This window comes from Rhodoferax sp. LS1R11 (assembly GCF_056521395.1).
The window spans coordinates 1-19,516 of sequence record NZ_JBWMAW010000006.1 but is presented as its reverse complement, the minus strand read 5'-3'; the positions used below and the strand labels follow the sequence as shown (position 1 = coordinate 19,516).

Annotated in this window: 15 protein-coding genes and 1 pseudogene; 8 read left to right on the top strand and 8 right to left on the bottom strand. The window is 60.4% G+C overall.

Translation table 11 applies throughout. From position 1 onward, the window contains the following. Positions 1 to 57: 57 nt before the first annotated feature. The gene (locus AC097N_RS09210; RefSeq protein ID WP_479580655.1) at positions 58 to 3,258 is read left to right on the top strand and encodes a bifunctional diguanylate cyclase/phosphodiesterase; all 3,201 of its coding nucleotides are present in this window, start codon (positions 58 to 60) and stop codon (positions 3,256 to 3,258) included. Between the two features lie 31 nt (positions 3,259 to 3,289). Here the strand turns inward: AC097N_RS09210 and mltB are convergent, their stop codons facing one another. The 4 genes from mltB to AC097N_RS09190 are packed head-to-tail and all read right to left on the bottom strand — an operon-like array spanning position 3,290 to position 8,286. Continuing rightward, a complete protein-coding gene (mltB, locus tag AC097N_RS09205) occupies positions 3,290 to 4,381 on the bottom strand; it encodes a lytic murein transglycosylase B (protein ID WP_479580654.1) in 1,092 nt (363 codons plus the stop codon). Continuing rightward, positions 4,378 to 6,399: a transglutaminase TgpA family protein gene (locus tag AC097N_RS09200; protein ID WP_479580830.1), complete on the bottom strand. Its 2,022-nt coding sequence runs from the start codon at positions 6,397 to 6,399 to the stop codon at positions 4,378 to 4,380. The genes mltB and AC097N_RS09200 overlap by 4 nt, the downstream gene beginning before the upstream one ends. Positions 6,400 to 6,415: 16 nt before the next feature. Continuing rightward, positions 6,416 to 7,369: a DUF58 domain-containing protein gene (locus tag AC097N_RS09195; protein WP_479580653.1), complete on the bottom strand. Its 954-nt coding sequence runs from the start codon at positions 7,367 to 7,369 to the stop codon at positions 6,416 to 6,418. Then, positions 7,366 to 8,286: an AAA family ATPase gene (locus AC097N_RS09190; protein WP_479580652.1), complete on the bottom strand. Its 921-nt coding sequence runs from the start codon at positions 8,284 to 8,286 to the stop codon at positions 7,366 to 7,368. Before AC097N_RS09190 ends, AC097N_RS09195 begins: the two co-directional genes overlap by 4 nt. A 41-nt stretch (positions 8,287 to 8,327) precedes the next feature. Here AC097N_RS09190 and AC097N_RS09185 point away from each other — a divergent pair, with 41 nt between their 5' ends. The 6 genes from AC097N_RS09185 to AC097N_RS09160 all read left to right on the top strand — a co-directional run bounded on the left by AC097N_RS09185 (position 8,328) and on the right by AC097N_RS09160 (position 15,399). Further along, positions 8,328 to 9,281 carry a histone deacetylase family protein gene (locus AC097N_RS09185; RefSeq protein WP_479580651.1) on the top strand — a complete coding sequence of 318 codons (954 nt, stop codon included), beginning with the start codon at positions 8,328 to 8,330 and terminating at the stop codon, positions 9,279 to 9,281. After that, entirely contained in the window at positions 9,274 to 10,566 is a 1,293-nt protein-coding gene (locus tag AC097N_RS09180) for a mechanosensitive ion channel family protein (RefSeq protein WP_479580650.1), read from the top strand. Before AC097N_RS09185 ends, AC097N_RS09180 begins: the two co-directional genes overlap by 8 nt. Before the next feature lie 170 nt (positions 10,567 to 10,736). Further along, positions 10,737 to 11,486 carry an electron transfer flavoprotein subunit beta/FixA family protein gene (locus AC097N_RS09175; protein ID WP_479580649.1) on the top strand — a complete coding sequence of 250 codons (750 nt, stop codon included), beginning with the start codon at positions 10,737 to 10,739 and terminating at the stop codon, positions 11,484 to 11,486. Between the two features lie 13 nt (positions 11,487 to 11,499). Beyond that, positions 11,500 to 12,438: an electron transfer flavoprotein subunit alpha/FixB family protein gene (locus AC097N_RS09170; protein WP_479580648.1), complete on the top strand. Its 939-nt coding sequence runs from the start codon at positions 11,500 to 11,502 to the stop codon at positions 12,436 to 12,438. Between the two features lie 107 nt (positions 12,439 to 12,545). Then, entirely contained in the window at positions 12,546 to 14,336 is a 1,791-nt protein-coding gene (locus AC097N_RS09165) for an acyl-CoA dehydrogenase (protein WP_479580647.1), read from the top strand. 97 nt (positions 14,337 to 14,433) lie between these two features. Further along, positions 14,434 to 15,399 carry an NAD(P)H-dependent flavin oxidoreductase gene (locus AC097N_RS09160; RefSeq protein ID WP_479580646.1) on the top strand — a complete coding sequence of 322 codons (966 nt, stop codon included), beginning with the start codon at positions 14,434 to 14,436 and terminating at the stop codon, positions 15,397 to 15,399. 54 nt (positions 15,400 to 15,453) lie between these two features. Here AC097N_RS09160 and AC097N_RS09155 read toward each other — a convergent pair whose 3' ends face one another. The 4 genes from AC097N_RS09155 to AC097N_RS09140 are packed head-to-tail and all read right to left on the bottom strand — an operon-like array spanning position 15,454 to position 17,742. Further along, complete coding sequence (locus AC097N_RS09155) at positions 15,454 to 16,113, bottom strand: glutathione S-transferase (protein WP_479580645.1); 660 nt, start codon at positions 16,111 to 16,113, stop codon at positions 15,454 to 15,456. Continuing rightward, positions 16,110 to 17,054 (bottom strand): oxygen-dependent tRNA uridine(34) hydroxylase TrhO, encoded by a 945-nt coding sequence (trhO, locus tag AC097N_RS09150; RefSeq protein WP_479580829.1) that lies wholly within the window; start codon positions 17,052 to 17,054, stop codon positions 16,110 to 16,112. Before trhO ends, AC097N_RS09155 begins: the two co-directional genes overlap by 4 nt. Before the next feature lie 5 nt (positions 17,055 to 17,059). Beyond that, entirely contained in the window at positions 17,060 to 17,485 is a 426-nt protein-coding gene (locus tag AC097N_RS09145) for a type II toxin-antitoxin system VapC family toxin (protein ID WP_479580644.1), read from the bottom strand. A 5-nt stretch (positions 17,486 to 17,490) separates the two neighbouring features. After that, positions 17,491 to 17,742, bottom strand: coding sequence for a hypothetical protein (locus AC097N_RS09140; RefSeq protein ID WP_479580643.1), 252 nt, complete (start codon positions 17,740 to 17,742; stop codon positions 17,491 to 17,493). Positions 17,743 to 18,135: 393 nt separating this feature from the next. Between AC097N_RS09140 and AC097N_RS09135 the strand changes: the two are divergent. Continuing rightward, positions 18,136 to 19,332: pseudogene (locus AC097N_RS09135) on the top strand (IS3 family transposase). The last annotated feature ends 184 nt before the right edge of the window (positions 19,333 to 19,516 follow it).

Here is a 19,516-nt window from a genome sequence, read left to right as displayed (position 1 = left end):
GTCACGAGGTTGCTGGGCGCCGCCTAGCCGTCCCGACAGCTCAAATTGACCTTTCTGATGACTCGGCTTTCAGTGTGGTTGGGCGGCCTCAGCGTGGGCCGCAAACTCACGTTGATTTATCTGCTGGATTTGACTGCCGTGATCTTCATCTCCGGCATTCTCATTCACGAGAAGTTCATCGCCATCGACTTCGCCCGCAAAGAAATTGTGGGGGTCGCCTACACCACGGCTGTCCGGGAGGTGCTGACGAGTTTGATCCTTCCGGCCGACGGAGCCCAGGCGCAGAGTCAAGCGGCCATGTCGCACTTTCGGGGTGTGCAGGCCGCCCATGACGCTGACTTGGGAACAGCGAAAGACAGTGCGGCATTTGTTTCCGCCTGGGAGCGCGTGGGGTCTGCCATCCCGCCTGTTGATCCGGTATCGCTGACGCCGTTAATCCGGCGCGCGCGGACACTTCTGACCGCCGTTGGCAACCAGTCCAACTTGATTTTGGACCCTGATCTGGACAGCTACTACAGCATGTCGTTGACGGTGATGAGGTTTCCCGAGTTGGCCGACGTGCTGAATGAAACGATGCAGGTCCTGCGGACCCAAAGTACGTTCATCAACAGCAAGGAAACACAAAGTACCGCACTCCTGATCATGGCCGGACGGCTTGATGCGGCGATCCAGGCGACACGCGCAGATTACAGGCAGGCTTACGCTGCGGGCAACCTCGTTCTGAAGTCGTCGCTGCAACCCACGCAAATGGCGCTGGATACTCGCCTGACTGATTTGCTGGTCAAGGTACAGCAACTCGCTGACCGTGACGTGAACGCGCAAGATTTGGATGACATGAAACTCATCCACGCTGACGCCAACAAATTGCTTTTTCATGCCTGGCTGACCGGTGAGCAGACTTTGAATCGTTTGTTGCATGAGCGCGTGGATGCCCTGTTTTTGAGGATGTGGCTGCACTTGGGCACGGCACTGCTGTTGCTTCTCATGATTCTCGGTTTGGTTTATGTCGTGGCGCGCCAGATTTCAAAACCCCTGAAACGGCTGGCGGCGGTTGCCGATGAGGTTCGCCGGACCGGTGACCACAGTCTGCGCGCCCACTGGAGCAGCCGTGACGAAATCGGTCAGTTGGTCACCGCCTTCAACGGCATGCTGTTTCAACTCGACCGTGATCGGGTCATCCAACAGGAGATGGCGGCCGACGCGCGCGCTGCGCTGGCTCAGCAGGAGTTGGTCGAGTCAACGCCCATCCCGATGGTGGTGACTTCCGTGCCCGATCACCGGGTGCTTCATGCCAATGCACCCGCTCGCGCCTGGCTGGGCGGACAAAGCACCGATCCCTGGAGCAGTGGCCTGGACCCGGGCGTGCGAGCCCGATTTTTTCAGCGTTTGGCCGATCGCGGCGTGGTTGACGAGTTTGAAGTTCGGTGGCTTGGCGGGGCTGAACCATCCTGGGCGGTGCTGTCTGCGCGGCGCCTGACTTTCCAGGGGCAGGATTCAGTGCTGACCACTTTTACGCCGATCAATGTGCTAAAGCACATGGAGCAGCGCCTGGAGTTATGGGCGAAAGTTTTCGAGGCATCGTCCGAGGGGATCGTGATCATGGACGCCCAGCAGTCGATTTTGAGTGTGAATCGGGCCTTTTGCCGCAGCACCTCGTATGACTATTACGAGGTCATCGGTGAGAAGCTGGGCATGATGCTGGATGCCGAACAAGCAGACCAGGGCGAATCTCTCAGCAGTCAGATCAACCGGGCCATGGAAGCCAGTGACGCGTGGCAGGGCGAGGTGCGTTTTCGCAAACGTTCTGGAGAAACTTACCCTGCATGGCTCATGATTTCTGCTGTGCGGGAGTCGGCCAAACAGGGCGCGGTGTCGCACTATATTGGCCTGTCCATCGACATCACCGACCGCAAGCGCACCGAGGCGCGGGTCCAGTTTCTGGCGCACCACGACGTACTGACCGAGTTGCCCAACCGGTCACTGTGTCTGGACCATCTTCGCACGGCGCTCGACGCCGCTCAATTGAGCGGGCAATGCGTGGCGGTGCTCTTCATTGATCTTGACCGGTTCAAAAGTATCAACGACACCTTGGGCCACCATGTGGGGGACGGTCTGCTGCGTTCGGTTGCAGAACGTTTGATGCTGGCTGTCCGGGCCGGCGATACCGTCAGCCGGCTTGGTGGCGATGAGTTTGTGGTGATTTTGAGCACCGTGCTCAATAGCGTGGAGGCGCGTCACATTGTGGACCAGCGTCTGATTCCGCTGATCCGTCAGCCGCATCACGTGGAGGGACACGAGCTGCAGGTGTCTTGTAGCGTCGGAATTGCGATGTATCCGGAAGATGGCCTCGACCTTGATGAGCTCATGCGACGTGCAGACGCGGCCATGTACGAGGCCAAGTCAGCAGGGCGTGACACGGCGCGCATGTTCGAACCAGCGATTGACCATGCGATCAAGGAAAAACAAATTCTGGAACACCATTTGCGGCAGGCGCTGGAGCGTGGAGAGATGAGCCTGCATTACCAGCCGCGCCTCAAGTCTGATTTATTGACCGTGATGGGCGTTGAGGCCTTGCTGCGCTGGCATAGCCCGGAGCTTGGCCCCGTGTCACCTGCGCGCTTTATTCCCATTGCCGAAGAAACCGGGTTGATCCATCAGATTGGCAATTGGGTTGTGCAAGAGGCTTGTGCGCAATGGGTACGCTGGCGTGCCGCAGGCTTGGGCGACATCGCCATTTCCATCAACCTGTCCGCTGCGCAGTTGGCCGAGCCTGAACTGGTCACGTACCTGCGTCAGTGCATTGATGAACAGGGTTGCGACCCGGCCTGTCTTGAATTGGAGATCACCGAGTCTCATCTGATGGGTGATGCCAGTGCGGCGGAAGAGAAACTGGGTGCGCTGAAAAGCCTGGGGCTGAGTCTGTCCATCGACGACTTCGGCACGGGCTATTCCAGCCTGGCTTATTTGAAGAGGTTTCCCATCGACAAACTCAAGATCGATCAGTCCTTTGTGCGAGACATGCTGACGGACCCGACCGATTTGGCCATCATTCACACCATCATTGTGCTGGGCCATACCCTGGGTCTGCACGTGGTTGCGGAGGGGGTGGAGACAATTCAGCAGGCAGAGCAGCTTCAGCTACTGGGTTGTGATGAACTTCAGGGCTACTATTTTGGACGTCCCATGTCGGCTGATGTGTTTGCCTATTGGCTTTCGGCCCACTTGGGCGCAAGCAACACACGTCGTTCGCAGCTTTAACCGCCACAGGAGAGAAATCAATGGCTAGGGCTTATTGCTTCATGGCCCGGCTGACTTCCTGCCCGAGTTCAATCACCGACAGGGCGTAGTAGCTGCTCCAGTTGTAGCGCGTGATGGCGTAAAAGTTTTCGGTGCCCGCCACATAACTGGGCGTTGCATCGCCGTTTTGCAATTCCACTAGGGCCAGAGGCCCGGTGTGTTGCAGTGCCACGCCTTCCAGCACGGCGCCCTTGGCGGTGAAGCTGGCCACGCTGAACGTGGGCAGGATGTCGGGCAGCAACAAGGCGTCTTTGTCGAGCTTGCTGGCATCAAAACGCACCGGGTAATGCGTGGGCATGCCGGGTTGCCAGTTGAACGCCTTGAAGTAATTAGCCACCGAGCCAATCACATCGGCCGGGCTGTTGAACAGGTCGACCTTGCCGTCGCCGTCAAAGTCGACCGCGTATTTCACCCAGCTGGAGGGCATGAACTGCGGCATGCCCATGGCGCCTGCGTAGCTGCCACGCCAGGCCAGCGGGTCCACGTTGCTGCGATTGGTCAAACTCAAAAACTGTTCCAGCTCCGCCTTGAAAAACTCGCTGCGCTCCCTGGCGCGCGGATGGCTGGCCGGAAAGTCAAAGGCCAGTGTGGCCAGCGCGTCGATGATGCGAAAGTTGCCCATTTGCTGGCCGAAGATGGTTTCCACGCCAATGATGCCGACGATGATTTCGGCGGGGACGCCGGTTTCAGCTTCCGCCCGCGCCAGCGTTTCCTGGTTGGCCTGCCAGAACTTCACCCCGGCGCTGATACGCACCGGGTCAATAAAGCGGCTGCGGTAAACGCGCCAGTTTTTGGGCGTGCCCACGGGCGGCGGTTGAATGTACTTGGCGACTTGCGGCAGGTAACGCGCCTGGCCGATGGCCTGGCGCACCCACTCCGGGTTCAGGTCGCGCCGCTGGGCGATGTCGTCTGCGGCGCGCATGGCGTCTTCACGCTGCGCATAGAGGGGCCCCGCCAGCGCAGGCTGCCTGGACGGTGCCAGGAGGAGCGCTTTCTTTTTTAAGCCTTTTTGGGCTGCAGCCGCCGTTGACAGTGCGCATGCAGCTATCAAAACAGTAGCAATTGAAATGAGTTTGAACGTCACGTGAGTTGAGCCAGTTGTTTGAATTCGCGTTGCAGTGTACCGAGGCGCTGGGTTGGTGTGCCTGTTGGCGCATAACGCTGCGCCTCCAGACGCAGCAGCCAGTCATGCAGCGCTTGAGCGGGCGGGTTGTCGGGGCCGCGTTGTTGGCGCAACTGTTGCGCCATGGTGCGTGGCGGGCTGTTGGGCGGTAACTTCACACCCGCTTTTTGCAGGCGCTTTTCGGCGGCTTGCAGCAACTGTAGCCACGGGTCGTGGCGGCTGCGTTCCCACAGGGTCCACGCGGCGCCCACGAGACTCGCCAGCACGATGATGCCGATCAAGACAAAGCCCAGGTCTTCCCAGCTGGGGGACTCAAAACCCAGGCTTTTGAGCAGGTTGAGCTGCTTGCCCTGGGTGTAGTTCAGGATGCGCTGATTCCAGCTGTTGTTCATGGCGTCCCACAGGGCGCGCAGGTTCAGCGCAAATTCGGGGCTGACGGTGCCCAGCGCAGTGGCCAGCACGCCGCGTGGTGCCTGCAGGCGCTGAGGGGCGCCGGTACGGCCCGGTGCCACCGCCGAAGTGGGGTCCACCCGCACCCAGCCCTGGCCTGCCAGCCAGACTTCGGCCCAGGCGTGGGCGTCGCTTTGGCGCACGGTCCAGAGACCGTCCACGGCATTGCGGTCACCGCCCTGGTAGCCCGTGACCAGGCGCGCCGGTACGTCCAGCGCCCGCATCAGGATGACAAAGCTCGACGCAATGTGTTCGCAAAACCCCTCCTTGCGGTCAAACCAGAACTCGTCGGCGGTGTGGACGCCATACACCCCGGGCTCCAGCGTGTAGCTGTAGCCACCAGTGCGCAGGCGCTCCATCACCGCTTCGACCAGCTGCGCACCGCCAGCGCTGGCGTAGCGCGGGTCACGCCGCAGGTCGGCCGCGAGTTGCAGGGTGCGAGGGTTGAAGCCTGCGGGCAGGTTCACATAGTCCTGCAGGCTGGCCATGGGCGCGGTTGGACCGTGACGGAAATCAGGGTAGCTCTGGACGGTGTAGCGCACCAGGTCGGACATCGGACGGTCGGTGACCCATTGCAACTCGGGCGTCATGGTGGCCTCAAAGCCGTTTAATAAAGGCTTGGCGGGTGTGGCATCCAGCACCAGCAGCCAGGGGTGGTTGTTGGCCTCCAGCGTGACCTGGTAGCGCACGGGCTCGCCCCGCACCTGAATATTGGCCGGTGGCTGCATGCGGGTGGGGAAGCCTGAGCGCAAGGGCTGCCACTCACGCCCGTCAAAGGTGGAGAGCACCGGGCCGCGAAAGTACAGGTCCGACTGCGCGGGCGGGGCACCCTCAAAGCGGATGCGCATGGCAATGCTGTCGTCCAGCGCCAGGGTGGCGATGGTACCGACCCGCATGTTGGCGGACAGGCCGCTGCGCCCGCTCATCGCGTCGCTGGGCACGCCCCACAGTGGTGCGACCCGGGGGAACAACACAAACAGCACTGCCATGATGGGCGCGCCCAGCAGCGCCATGTTGCCTGCTGTTTTGGCCGCTTGCAGCAAGGGCGGTTTGCCCACCGGCATGTGCGCGTTGACCAGCGCGGTCAGCAAACCCAGCAGCGCCACCAGCATGGCCGCCGCGGTGAGTAGCGACTGGGAAAAGAAAAAGTTGGTCAGCATGGTGAAGAAGCTGAGGAAGAACACCACAAAGGCGTCGCGCCTGGCCCGCAGCTCCAGCGTCTTGAGCGTCAGCAGCACCACGATCAGCGTCACGCCCGCATCGCGCCCCAGCAGGGTTTTGAAGGTGAGCAGGGTGGCACCCACGGTCAGTGCCAGCAGGCCCAGCAGCCACCAGCGCCCGGGCAGCGGCTGCTGCGTAAGGGCCAGCCAGCCGCGCCACAGCAGAACGCTTGTGGCAAGCCCGCTGCACCACAGGGGCAGGTGGTCCACCTGGGGCACGATGACCCAGGCGATGACCAGCAGCATGAATAACGTGTCGCGGCTGTCACGTGGCAGCCGGGCGAGGTGGTTTTGCAGGCGTTTCAGCATGTCTGTGGCGTCGGCATCAGTGCAGGGCCAGCGCTTCAAGGCAACGCTTTTTGTGGGCTTCGCCCCGGCCGGGTTTGATCTCTGATGGGTTCAGGCGCAGGCCGTAGTCCATGCCTTGCTTTTCGGCCTGCAGCACCCAGGCGCACAGGCGGGACAGTTGTTGCTCGGGGTGGGCCGTGCCGGTGTGGCGCAGGTCCAGCCACAGCTCGAAGCGCTGCACCTGCTGGGCGTCCCGGCTCACCAGTTCGTCAGCCTTGGCGGCTTTTTTCCAGACGATGAGTTTTTGGGGGTCGCCCCGGCGGTAGGCCCGCACGCCGTCGTACTCGCCGGTGGAGGGCTGGTGCGCGCTGGCGGCGCCCCTGGCCCGCGGCTCACCAGGTGGCAAGGGCGGTGGAAAAGGCTCGGGGGTGGGGTAGACCAGCACTTCAGCCGCCGGACGCCAGACCGTCCACACCCGAAAAGTGCCCAGCGGGAAGCGTGTCTCGGCCGTGAGCGAGGGCACCCGCTGCAGGCCGCGCCGCTCCAGCTTGACGGCCACCTGCACCGTGGCGCCGCCCTGCGCGGGCACGTCCGTCCAGACCCAGTGGCCCGAGCTCAGCACCGCCACGCCAATGCCGTGGCGAATACTTTTGCGCTGGCTTTGAATATTTATACCAATTGAGGCGCTAGCCCCCGCAAACTGTGCGGGAGGTGCTATCAAATGCATAGTGAGTCCACGCAGCGTGCCATGACACACATGCATGCCCACCACTGCACTGCCTGCCAGCAAAAAAGTCAGCAGGTAACCCAGGTTGAGCTGGTAGTTGATGGACGCCACCAGCAACAGCAGCAGCGTGGCCCCCAGCATCAAGCCCGCCCGGGTCGGCAGGATGTACACGTTGCGCTGCGTGAGCGTGATGCTGTCCTTGAGGGGCAGCCGGGACTCAAACCACCTGCGGAATCTGGCCCTGGCCCAGCGGAGCGGATTCACGGCAGGGGCACGGCGTCAATCATGGCGCGCACCTGCTCGACGGCGCCGCGGCCCGCGTCACTGACCGGGACCAGCCGGTGCGCCACGGTTTGCGGCAGGATGGCCTGCACGTCGTCGGGCGCCACGTAGTCGCGCTCGTTCAGCAAGGCGCGGGCTTTGGCGGCGCGCACCACGGCAATGCCGGCGCGCGGGCTCAGGCCCTGCAAAAACCACTGGCCGGAACGGGTGGCGGCAATCAGGTCCTGCACATAGTCCAGCAAGGGGCCCGCGGCGTGCACGGCCAGCACTTTTTGCTGCAGGGTGTGCAGTTCAGCCGCGTCCAGCAGGGCAGGCAGGGCGTCGACCAGGTCGCGCCGGTCATGGCCCGCCAGCAGGTCGCGCTCGGCCGCGCGGTCGGGGTAGCCCAAAGAGATGCGCATCAAAAAGCGGTCCAGCTGCGACTCCGGCAGCGCGTAGGTGCCCAGTTGGTCGTGCGGGTTTTGGGTGGCAATGACGAAAAAGGGCGAGGGCAGGGCGCGGGTTTCGCCGTCGACGGTGACCTGCTTTTCTTCCATGGCTTCGAGCAACGCGCTTTGGGTTTTGGGGCTCGCGCGGTTGATCTCGTCGGCCAGCAACACCTGCGCAAACAAAGGCCCGGGGTGGAACACAAAGCTCTCTTTGGCCCGCTCATAAATGGCCACGCCCGACAGGTCGCTGGGCATCAGGTCGGCCGTGAACTGCACGCGTGAGAATTGCAGGCCAAAGGTGCGGGCCAAAGCATGGGCCAGCGTGGTCTTGCCGACCCCGGGCACATCTTCAATCAGGAGGTGGCCACCGGCCAGCAAACATGTCACACAGTCTTGATTTTGATCAGGTTTTCCTAGAATCACCGTGTTAAGCTGATTTACAAGCGATTTGAGTTTTTGTTGTGCATCCATGGCATGACCTTACCAAAATAATTCAGAGGAGATTTCGCTGCATGACTATGACCGGATACTTTACTCACCGCGATTGCTGGAAGCATGAAATGGGCGCCGGGCACCCCGAATGCCCCGAGCGGCTGGATGCCATCGAAGACCGTTTGCTGATCTCCGGCTTGGACGTGGCGCTGGATCGCCGCGAAGCCCCCAGTGCGCCGATTACCGACCTGGAACTGGCCCACGGCCGCATGCATGTGGCGTCCATTCGGGGCCTGAGTGACGGGTTGAAGGAAGAAATAGCAGCCGGTGGCCCGACCCATGCACAGGTCGATCCTGATACCTCCATCAATATCTACACGTGGGATGCGTCTTTGCGCGCCGCAGGGGCCGCGCTGGCCGCCACCGATGCGGTGATTGCCGGTGAACTGGCCAATGCGTTTTGTGCCGTGCGGCCACCAGGCCACCACGCCAGCCATGACAAGGCAGGCGGCTTCTGCTTTTTCAACAACGTGGCCATCGCGGCCAAGTACGCGCTGGAGCGCCATGGCCTCAAACGCGTGGCGATTGTGGACTTTGACGTGCACCACGGCAACGGCACCGAGAACATCGTGGCCGGAGATGACCGCATCCTGATGGCCAGCTTCTACCAGCACCCGTTTTATCCGCTGGACTACGTTCACTCCAATGCCAGCAACCTGGTCAACCTGCCGGTGCCTGCCTACACCAAAGGCATGGAGGTGCGCGAGTTGATTGACACCCTGTGGATGCCCCGTCTGGAGGCTTTCAAGCCCGAGATGATCTTCATCAGCGCGGGCTTTGATGCCCACCGCGAAGACGACATGGGGCAAATGGGGCTGGTGGAGGCCGATTACGCCTGGATCACCAGCCGCCTGATGGACGTGGCCCGCCGATTTTCAAAGGGTCGCATTGTGTCCTGTCTGGAGGGCGGTTATGCCTTGAGTGCGCTGGGTCGCAGTGTTGAAGCGCATATCCGGGTGCTGGCCGATGTCTGATTCCCGCATAACCGACCTCGACACCTGGATTGCCGCACTGACCAAACCCACCGCCTTGATGGAGTTGGGCGCGCTGGTCGTGTGCGCCATTGCAGCCTGGGCGATTGCCGCGGTGGTCCGCCGGGGGCTGGACCCCCTGCAGGACCGGGCCTCCATCATGTTTGGTCGTCGTGTGATCGACGGCGTGCTGTTTCCGCTGCTCCTGCTGTGTCTGGCCTATGCGGCGCGGGCACTGATGGAGGCACAAGCGCCGCTGGCCGTTTTCAAGATCGCCATTCCGGTCCTGATGTCCCTGCTGGTCATCCGGGTGGGTGTCAAGACGCTGCAGGCGGCGTTTCGGACGTCGCCGGTGGTGCGCCTGCTGGAGCGCACCATCTCCTGGGTCGCCTGGCTGGCCATGGTGCTGTGGGTCAGCGGCTTGCTCCCGGTTATTTTGGAGGAGCTGGACCAGATTACCTGGAAAGTGGGCGGCGCCAACCTGTCGGTGCGGACCATGCTCGAAGGTGGCCTGACGGCCGGTGCCGTGCTGATTTTCACGCTCTGGATTTCCTCCTCCATCGAATCGCGCCTGCTGCGATCGGCCACCGGCGGGGAATTGTCTTTGCGCAAGGCCGTGAGCAACGCCACGCGGGCGCTCCTGATGTTTTTGGGCCTGATCGTCGCCATGTCCGTGGTGGGCATCAACCTGTCGGCGCTTTCGGTGCTGGGCGGCGCTATCGGTGTGGGTGTTGGTTTTGGCCTGCAAAAGCTGGCGGCCAACTATGTGAGCGGTTTTGTGATCCTGGCTGAACGCAGCATGCGCATTGGTGACAACGTGCGGGTGGACAATTTTGAAGGCGTCATCACCCAGATCAATGCCCGTTACACCGTTATCCGCTCCCTGACGGGCCGCGAATCGATCGTGCCCAACGAGATGCTGATCATCAGCCGGGTCGAAAACCTGTCGCTGGCTGATTCACGCGTGGCGCTGTCCGCCTTGGTCTCCGTCGCCTATGACAGCGATGTGGATTTGGTGATGAGCCTGTTGCAGCAGGCGGCGCTCAACCATGAGCGGGTGTTGCGTGACCCCGCGCCGACCGTTGCGCTGGCCAACTTCGGGGCCGATGGGCTGGAGTTCAAAGTCGGTTACTGGATTGCCGACCCCGAGAACGGGAGCGACAACCTCAAGTCCCTGATCAACCTGGACATCCTGCGTTCCCTGCGGGCCAACAACATCGAGATTCCCTACCCACAGCGCGTGGTTCACACGCAAGTCATCGAAAACAAACCGCCTGTGCCGCTATAATTTATAAAAAGCACGGTCGTACTATTTTGCTTTTTGTTTGTCGAATGTCGTGCAGACGACCAGGCTGACAAGTAGTACGGCATAGAATCCGAGAGTTGACGTACACGTCAATCAAGTTGACCTCAACGTCAAGTCAATTTCCGAATTTATAACTATCTGGAGTTCAAGCAATGAAAGTCCTGGTCGCAGTCAAGCGCGTGGTGGACTACAACGTCAAGGTCCGCGTCAAATCGGACAACACGGGTGTAGACATCGCCAACGTCAAAATGAGCATGAACCCCTTTGACGAGATCGCCATTGAAGAGGCCGTGCGCCTGAAAGAAAAAGGCGCCGTCACCGAGATCATCGCCGTCTCCTGTGGTGTCACCCAATGCCAGGAAACCCTGCGCACCGCCATGGCCATTGGTGCCGACCGCGCCATCCTGGTCCAGACCGACGAAGAACTGCAACCCCTGGCCGTGGCCAAACTCCTCAAAGCCCTGGTCGACAAGGAACAACCCGGCCTCATCATTCTGGGCAAACAAGCCATTGATGACGACTGCAACCAGACCGGCCAGATGCTCGCTGCCCTGGCTGACCTGCCACAAGCCACCTTCGCCAGCAAAGTCGACGTGGTCGACGGCAAAGTGGTGGTCAAACGCGAAGTCGACGGTGGACTGGAAACCGTCTCCCTCTCCCTGCCTGCGGTCATCACCACCGATTTGCGCCTGAACGAGCCGCGTTATGTGACGCTGCCCAACATCATGAAGGCCAAGAAAAAGCAGATGGACATCGTCACCCCGGCCGACCTGGGCGTGGACGTGACCCCGCGCCTCAAGACCCTCAAGGTCAGCGAGCCTGCACAACGCAAGGCTGGCATCAAGGTGCCCGACGTCGCCACCCTGGTGGACAAGCTCAGGAACGAAGCCAAAGTAATCTGAACAGGAATTGAAAATGACCTCACTCGTTATTGCTGAACACGACAACGCCACCATTCGCCCGGCCACGCTCAATGTGGTGAGCGCCGCCCTCCAGTGCGGGGGTGACGTGCACGTGCTGGTGGCTGGCGCCAACGCCGGTGCTGCTGCTGCTGCTGCGGCGGCCGCCCAGATCGCCGGTGTGGCCAAAGTGCTGCATGCTGATGATGCTGGCCTGGCCCACGGTTTGGCTGAAAACATGGCCGCCCAGGTGCTGGCCATTGCCGCCAACTACAGCCACATCCTGTTTGCGGCCACGGCCTCGGGCAAAAACATCGCGCCTCGCGTGGCGGCCAAGCTGGACGTTGCCCAGGTCTCCGACATCACCCAGGTTGACAGTGCGGACACCTTTGAGCGCCCCATCTACGCCGGCAACGCCATCGCCATCGTGCAAAGCCTGGACGCCATCAAGGTGCTCACCGTTCGCACCACCGGGTTCGACCCGGCAGCAGCCACCGGGGGCGCTGCGGCCATCGAGACCCTGAGCGCGGTGGCGGCCAGTGACAAGACCACCTTCATGGGCAGCGAAATCGCCAAGAACGACCGCCCCGAGCTGACGGCTGCCAAAGTCATCGTCTCGGGTGGCCGTGCATTGGGTTCCAGCGAGAAGTTCATGGAAATCATGACCCCGCTGGCTGACAAGCTGGGTGCGGCCATGGGCGCATCGCGCGCCGCGGTGGACGCAGGTTACGCCCCCAACGACTGGCAAGTGGGCCAGACGGGCAAGATTGTGGCGCCCCAGTTGTATGTGGCGTGCGGCATCAGCGGTGCCATTCAGCACTTGGCCGGCATGAAGGACTCCAAGGTGATCGTGGCGATCAACAAGGACCCTGAGGCCCCTATCTTCTCCGTGGCCGACTACGGCCTGGAGGCGGACCTGTTTGTCGCGGTGCCTGAACTGGTTGCTGCGTTGTAAGACAAACGACAAAAAGGGCATCGTGCAAGCGATGCCCTTTTTTTTGGCAATCGCTCTTTGATGAGGGTTGCGCACACTTTTTTATTATTCCTTTTGGAGTCTCATTCATGAGCTACGTTGCCCCCCTCAAAGACATGCTTTTCAATATTCAGCACCTGGCTGATATTGAGCAGGTTGCCCTGATTCCCGGCTTTGAAGATGCTGGATTTGACACGGCCCAGGCGGTCCTGGAAGAGGCCGCCAAGTTCAATGAGGGCGTGGTAAGCCCCCTGAACTGGGAGGGCGACAAAAACCCGTCCAGCTGGAAAGACGGCGTTGTCACCGCAACCCCTGGTTTCAAGGAAGCCTTCAAACAATTTGCACAGGCCGGATGGCAGGGCCTGCAGCACCCGGTTGACTTTGGTGGACAGGGCTTGCCCAAGACCATTGGTGCCTCCGTGGGCGAGATGCAAAACTCCGCCAACATGAGTTTTGCGCTGTGCCCTTTGCTGACGGACGGTGCCATTGAAGCGCTGCTGACCGCAGGCTCCGATGAGCTCAAGGCGACCTACCTGGAAAACCTGGTGAGTGGTAAATGGACCGGCACCATGAACCTGACCGAGCCCCAGGCAGGCAGCGACCTGGCTGCTGTGCGCAGCCGCGCCGAACCGCAGGCGGATGGCAGCTACAAGGTGTTTGGCACCAAGATTTTCATCACCTGGGGTGAGCATGACATGGCCGAGAACATCGTCCATCTGGTGCTGGCCCGTGTGACCGGCGCGCCTGAAGGCGTGAAGGGCATCAGCCTGTTCGTGGTGCCCAAGTTCATGGTGAACAAGGATGGTTCGCTGGGCGCGCGCAATGACGTGCATTGCGTCAGCATTGAGCACAAGATGGGCATCAAGGCGAGCCCGACGGCTGTGTTGCAGTATGGCGACCACGGCGGCGCAATCGGTTACCTGGTGGGCCAGGAAAACCGTGGCCTGGAGTACATGTTCATCATGATGAACGCCGCACGCTTTGGTGTGGGGGTGCAGGGCATTGCCATCGCGCAAAGTGCTTACCAAAAAGCCGTTAGTTTTGCCAAGGACCGCGTGCAAAGCCGCCCGGTGGACGGCTCACTCCCCGCCAGCGGCCCGATCATTCACCACCCGGACGTCAAACGCATGCTCATGACCATGCGCGCCTACGTCGAAGGCTGCCGCGCCATGGCCACCGTATCAGCGGCCGCTTATGACGCCGCCCATCACCATGCAGATGCCGACGTGCGCCAACAAAACCAGGCGTTTTATGAGTTCATGGTGCCGCTCATCAAGGGCTATAGCACCGAGATGAGCCTGGAAGTCACCTCCCTGGGTGTACAGGTGCACGGCGGCATGGGTTTTATTGAAGAAACGGGGGCCGCGCAGTACTACCGCGACGCCAAGATTCTGACGATCTATGAGGGCACCACTGCCATCCAGGCCAATGACCTCGTGGGCCGCAAGACTGCGCGTGACGGCGGCCAGACAGCCAAAGCCATTGCCGCCCAGATTGAAGCGACCGAAGCTTTGTTGCTCCAGAGCGCCAGTGCTGATGCGGTGGCCGTGGCTGCGCGCCTGAAGTCGGCCCGCGAAGCCTTTCTCGACGTGGTGACCTTTGTCGCCAGCCAGACCAAAACCCAGCCCAACGCGGTGTTTTCAGGCAGCGTGCCTTACCTCATGCTGGCCGGTAACCTGATGGCCGGTTGGCAGCTCGGCCGCGCGCTGCTCGTGGCGCAGACGCAAATTGCCCAAGGTGTGGATGTGCCGTTCATGAACGCGAAGGTGACGACGGCGCGTTTCTATGCAGACCACCTGCTGACCAAGGCGCCCGGCATGCGTGACGCCATCGTTGAGGGCTACGCCAGCGTGACGGCGCTGGCACTTGAGGCGTTCTGATGCGTTTAGGATGCTATTAAGTTGATAGCTACTTCCGCACGGTTAGCGGGGGCTATAGGCCTTTTTCTTATAAATTGTCAAATATTCCGGAGACTGTATGTCCAAGCTTCCCGCGCCCTTGAACGCCTTGCCTTTCCCGGTGATCGGTTCGCCGCTGTTCATCATCAGCAACCCCAAGCTGGTGATTGCCCAGTGCATCGCTGGCGTGGTGGGCGCCATGCCTGCGCTCAACGCACGTCCGGCCGAACTGCTGGAGGAGTGGCTGATTGAAATCACCGAGGCGCTCGCGGCATACAACCAGGCCCACCCTGACAAACCGGCGGCGCCTTTTGCCATCAACCAGATCGTGCACAAGAGCAATGAGCGCCTGGAGCACGACATGGCTTTGTGCGTGAAGTACAAGGTGCCGATCATCATCACCAGCCTGGGCGCGCGTGAGGACATCAACGCCGCAGCCCATTCCTACGGTGGCGTGGTGCTGCATGACGTCATCAACAACAAGCACGCCCACAAGGCGATTGAGAAGGGCGCTGATGGCCTGATTGCGGTGGCGGCCGGTGCAGGCGGTCATGCGGGTGTGAAGAGCCCGTTTGCGCTGATTCAGGAGATTCGCCAGTGGTTTGACGGCCCGTTGGTGTTGAGTGGCGCCATCTCCACGGGGGATGCCGTGCTGGCGGCGCAAGCCATGGGCGCTGATTTTGCGTACATCGGCTCGGCCTTCATCGCCACCCATGAGGCGCGCGCGGCAGAGGCTTACAAGCAGGCCATTGTGGACAGCAACTCGGACGACATCGTCTACAGCAATCTCTTCACCGGTGTGCACGGCAACTACCTGGCGCCCAGCATCCGCAACGCTGGCATGGACCCTGATCACCTGCCCGAAAGCGACCCCAGCAAGATGAACTTTGGGGGCGACAAGTCCAAGGCCTGGAAAGACATTTGGGGCTGTGGTCAAGGTATTGGTGCGGTCACCAAGATTCAAAGCGCCGCCGATTTCGTGGCCCAGCTCAAGCGCGAGTACGCCCAGGCGCGCGAACGCTTGCTGGCCAAAAATTATGCCTAATTGGCCTGTAGCCCCCGTAAAATATGCGTGAGTAGCTATTTAAATAATAGCGTTTTATAAAGTGGGGAAGCGCACCGGCGGCTGGCCCGGCTCCCATGGCGGATATTTCGTCATCACTTGCTGAAAGAGGGGCGAGTTCTCAAATACGGCCAGCCAGGACTGCAGCGCAGGCCAGGGCTGGCTGGCAAACCAGGTCGGGTCGGTGTTCGCAAACTGGCGCACAAAGGGAGCGATCGCCACGTCGGCCAGACTCTCCAGCTCGCCCAGCAGATGACGATGCGCGGTCAGCCTCCTGTTGAGATCGTCCAAATACACAGCGCCTTGGGTTCGATGCCCAGCTGCGTCGGCCACATCATGCCGGTTCGGGTATTTGTAGCGGTCCAGATGAAACTTGAATTCACCATCGCATCGCGCCACCAACTGCATGGCTTCCGTCAAAGCATCACCCTTCGCAGGCAGCCAGTGCAGCGGGTCATTGCGGCGCAAGGCCCACAGCATGATGTCCAGGCTTTGGTCGATGACCTGTCCATCGATTTCAATCAGCACCGGTACCGTGCCTTTGCTCGATGCTTCCAGCAAGGCCGCCGGTTTATGCGCCAGCACCACCTCGCGCAACTCGCAGACCTGACCAGTGGCCGCCAGTGCCAGCCGCGCCCGCATGGCGTAGGGGCAGCGGCGAAAGGAGTAAAGAACGGGGTAGGGCGCTGACGTCATGCGGCAGGCCGCCGCAGCCGCACGCCAATGGGAGCCTCGTCGCCGCGTGCCTTGGCCAGTTCCCACTGGCGCTGGCGTTCGCGGGCGCTGTTTTTTTGCGTTTCGCGGGTGATGGCGTGGCATTTGGGGCAGCTCACACCGGCCTCAAACAGGGGTGACGCCAGGTCCGCGTCATCCAGCGGTTGCCGACAGGCCCGGCACAGGCCGTGCTGCCCAGGCACAAGAGCATGCCCAACTGAGACCCGTTCGTCAAACACAAAACATTGCCCCTGCCACAGGCTCTGCGCTTCGGGCACCGTTTCCAGGTATTTCAGGATGCCGCCTTCCAGGTGGTAGACCTCGTCAAAACCTTGCGCGCGCAGCAGGGCCGTAGACTTTTCGCAGCGGATGCCGCCGGTGCAAAACATCGCTACTTTGGGCTTCTTGCCGGTGGCCGGGTTCAAGGCCGGCGCTTCGCGAACCCAGTCAGGCAGCTTGGCAAAACTCTTGATGTCCGGGTTCAGCGCCCCCACAAAGGTGCCAATGCCGACCTCGTAGTCGTTACGCGTATCCACCACCACCACCTCGGGGTCGCTGATCAGCGCGTTCCAGTCTTCCGGCTTGACATAGGTGCCCGCCATGCGGGTCGGGCTGATACCGGGTACGCCCATGGTGACGATTTCGCGCTTGAGCCGCACCTTCATCCGGTAGAACGGTGACTTGCTTGACCAAGCTTCCTTGTGTTGCAGGTCCCACAGGCGCGGGTCACGCCGGAGATACGCCAGCACCGCCTGCACGCCCGCCGCCGGCCCGGCAATCGTGCTGTTGATGCCCTCGGTCGCCAGCAGGATGATGCCTTTGACATCGTTGGCTTCACAGCAGGCGAGCAGAGGTGCTTTGAGTTCGGCGAAGTCGGGCAGTTCGACGAATTTGTAGAACGCAGTGGTGAGGAAACTTGGCAGAGGTGTCATTGGACCCAGTCTGCAAGGTTGATCACGGTCAGCCTTTGCTGTGCGGCACGATTAAGGCGGTCGTCAAAAGTCCAAAACTCATTGCAGCCGCTGTGCAGCGCTGCGGCAAGATGGAGTGCATCGGGGGTCTTCAGGCGGTGTTCAGCTCGAAGTTGGGTTGCAAGGTCGAATACCTCTTGGCCCATTGGCGCGGTATCCGCATGCATTGTGCTAAAAAATGCGTCATAACGATTTAGCAGGTTCAGGTCACCTTCCCGAAGGGGTAGGACCCGAGTTTCGAGACGAACCAAGTCAGAGGTGACGCAGGTCACTTGCTCAGTACCGTTGGCATCGAACATGTATTGCAGCAGCACAGGAAAAAACCGGGGGTGCCGCTCTACAAAGTAAATGACGATGTTGGCATCCAGGTAAACGCGCTTCATCAGGCTTATTCCCAGCTATCCCGCTCATTGCGGATGTGTTGCTCAATGTCTTCGCTGGTTCGTCCCGTGGGCGGCTGCATTTTTAGCCAGCTTGTGAATTCGCCGAGACTTGCGAACTGTGGCTTTGTAAGTGGCACTGTTGGTTCGTCCGGAAAAAGAACGATGATCTTGGCTGTCCCCACGGGTGCATCCGGCGGAAGCTCTATGGTGAATGAATGCGACGACGTTACGGTGCGTTCAAGTTGATAAGCGCGCATAAGGAGGCTCCAAAGTTAATGAATTGCCATGGTCTGTCAATTTTCGCTTTCGTGGGATTGCCCGCGTTGCGGATTGATTGAGGTACTTTATTGAGAAATTTACTTTATGTCGGGCTATCTTTGCAAGAGGTTAAATTTTGAATGCCAGACGTTCGACCATACGCATGTCGTGCTTGCCGTCAAAATAAATATCCAGCAGAGCGTTATGCGTGGTTTTTCCGATAGGGCCGACATCAACGTGGCGCCCTTGTGGCAATTGCTGAAATCCTTGAACTTGCCCCTGTTGGACGTACCGCTTAGCCGTTCCATTATGCGGCCTTCAATAGCTGTGACCTTGCCCCCGAAAAACGTACTGCTTAGCTGATGGTTAAAAATCAGTTCAAGGAGAACGCAATGAGCGAAACGAAACGACGGGCTAAGTACACACTGGAATTCAAGCTGGAGGCCGTCAGGCTGGTCAAAGGAGGTCAAGTGGCGTCCGTGACGGCAAAGATACTGGGCATCCCCAAGGCGACCTTGGAGAACTGGGTCAGGCTCAACAGCAGAGGCCAACTCAAGGGCGCAGGCGACAAGCCGGTGAGCCCGGAACAAATGGAGCTGGCGCGATTGAGGGCTGAGCTGGCGCGTGTGAAGATGGAGCGCGATATCCTAAAAAAAGCTACGGCGTACTTCGCTCGGGAATCGATGTGAAGTACGCCTGGATTGCCAGCCGCAAAAGCAATTGGCCCATCACGCTGGCCTGCGAGGTGCTGGGGGTCAGCGCCAGCGGCTACTTCGAGCACTGGCGGCGAAAGAATGTGGACCAACCCAGTAAGCCCGGAGTGAACCAACGCATCAGTGATGAAGCCCTGCTGACCCATATTCGAGCCATCCATGCAGAGGTCCGCCAGGAGTACGGTTGGCCCAAGATGTGGAAAGAACTGGTTGCATGCGGGCACCGCGTGGGCAAAGAGCGGCGGGTACGCCGCCTCATGCAGCAGCACGGTACCCGTGCCAGATGCAAACGCAAGTTTGTCGTCACCACGGACAGCAAACATCAATTGCCAATAGCGCCGGACTTGCTGCAGCGCAACTTCACCAGGACCGCACCCAATCAGGTCTGGACGGGTGACATCACCTACATCGCTACCGACGAGGGCTGGGTGTATTTGGCCGCCGTCATTGACCTATTCAGCCGTCAGGTGGTGGGCCGGAGCATGCAGCCCCACATGCAAAAGCTTGGTGACGGATGCACTCCACATGGCGTGGTTCAGACGCCGCCCTGACGAAGGTCTCATCTTCCACTCGGACCGGGGGAGCCAATACTGTGGAAATGAGTTTCAGAACACGCTCAAGGGCTACAAGATGAAAAGCTCGATGAGCCGTAAAGGCAACTGCTGGGACAACGCACCGACTGAAAGTCTGTGGGGACGATTGAAGGTGGGGCGTCTGTATGGCAGAAAGTTCGAGACACGTCGACAAGTCATGGACGAGGTAATTGACTGGTTGACGTTTTACAACTATGCACGCTTGCACTCGACGCTGAGCTATGTCAGCCCGATGCAGTATGAGAAAAGCTGGCACGCGGCACAGCTATTGAAGGCCGCATAATGGAACGGCTAAGCGGTCCAACCGGGGCAAGTTCATTCGACCCGTGTCAATTGAGAGGACGCCTTAGGGCAATGCTGATTAAGGTCCACGCCACCCGAGGGTGAAACGTTACATGTCAATGAAACAACAAACCTTGGCGATGGCCGCCGATCAAGGCTCAGGATACGAGCAGTACCGCAAGCCC

What these genes read in the sequence shown, in the direction of transcription:
- AC097N_RS09145 (WP_479580644.1), bottom strand. Translation starts at nt 17,485, where the DNA reads ATGAAGCGCGTTTACCTGGATGCCAACATCGTCATTTACTTTGTAGAG.
- AC097N_RS09160 (WP_479580646.1), top strand. Translation starts at nt 14,434, where the DNA reads ATGTCCAAGCTTCCCGCGCCCTTGAACGCCTTGCCTTTCCCGGTGATC.
- AC097N_RS09180 (WP_479580650.1), top strand. Translation starts at nt 9,274, where the DNA reads ATGTCTGATTCCCGCATAACCGACCTCGACACCTGGATTGCCGCACTG.
- AC097N_RS09190 (WP_479580652.1), bottom strand. Translation starts at nt 8,286, where the DNA reads ATGGATGCACAACAAAAACTCAAATCGCTTGTAAATCAGCTTAACACG.
- AC097N_RS09185 (WP_479580651.1), top strand. Translation starts at nt 8,328, where the DNA reads ATGACTATGACCGGATACTTTACTCACCGCGATTGCTGGAAGCATGAA.
- AC097N_RS09200 (WP_479580830.1), bottom strand. Translation starts at nt 6,399, where the DNA reads ATGCTGAAACGCCTGCAAAACCACCTCGCCCGGCTGCCACGTGACAGC.
- AC097N_RS09165 (WP_479580647.1), top strand. Translation starts at nt 12,546, where the DNA reads ATGAGCTACGTTGCCCCCCTCAAAGACATGCTTTTCAATATTCAGCAC.
- AC097N_RS09170 (WP_479580648.1), top strand. Translation starts at nt 11,500, where the DNA reads ATGACCTCACTCGTTATTGCTGAACACGACAACGCCACCATTCGCCCG.
- AC097N_RS09140 (WP_479580643.1), bottom strand. Translation starts at nt 17,742, where the DNA reads ATGCGCGCTTATCAACTTGAACGCACCGTAACGTCGTCGCATTCATTC.
- AC097N_RS09210 (WP_479580655.1), top strand. Translation starts at nt 58, where the DNA reads ATGACTCGGCTTTCAGTGTGGTTGGGCGGCCTCAGCGTGGGCCGCAAA.
- AC097N_RS09175 (WP_479580649.1), top strand. Translation starts at nt 10,737, where the DNA reads ATGAAAGTCCTGGTCGCAGTCAAGCGCGTGGTGGACTACAACGTCAAG.
- AC097N_RS09155 (WP_479580645.1), bottom strand. Translation starts at nt 16,113, where the DNA reads ATGACGTCAGCGCCCTACCCCGTTCTTTACTCCTTTCGCCGCTGCCCC.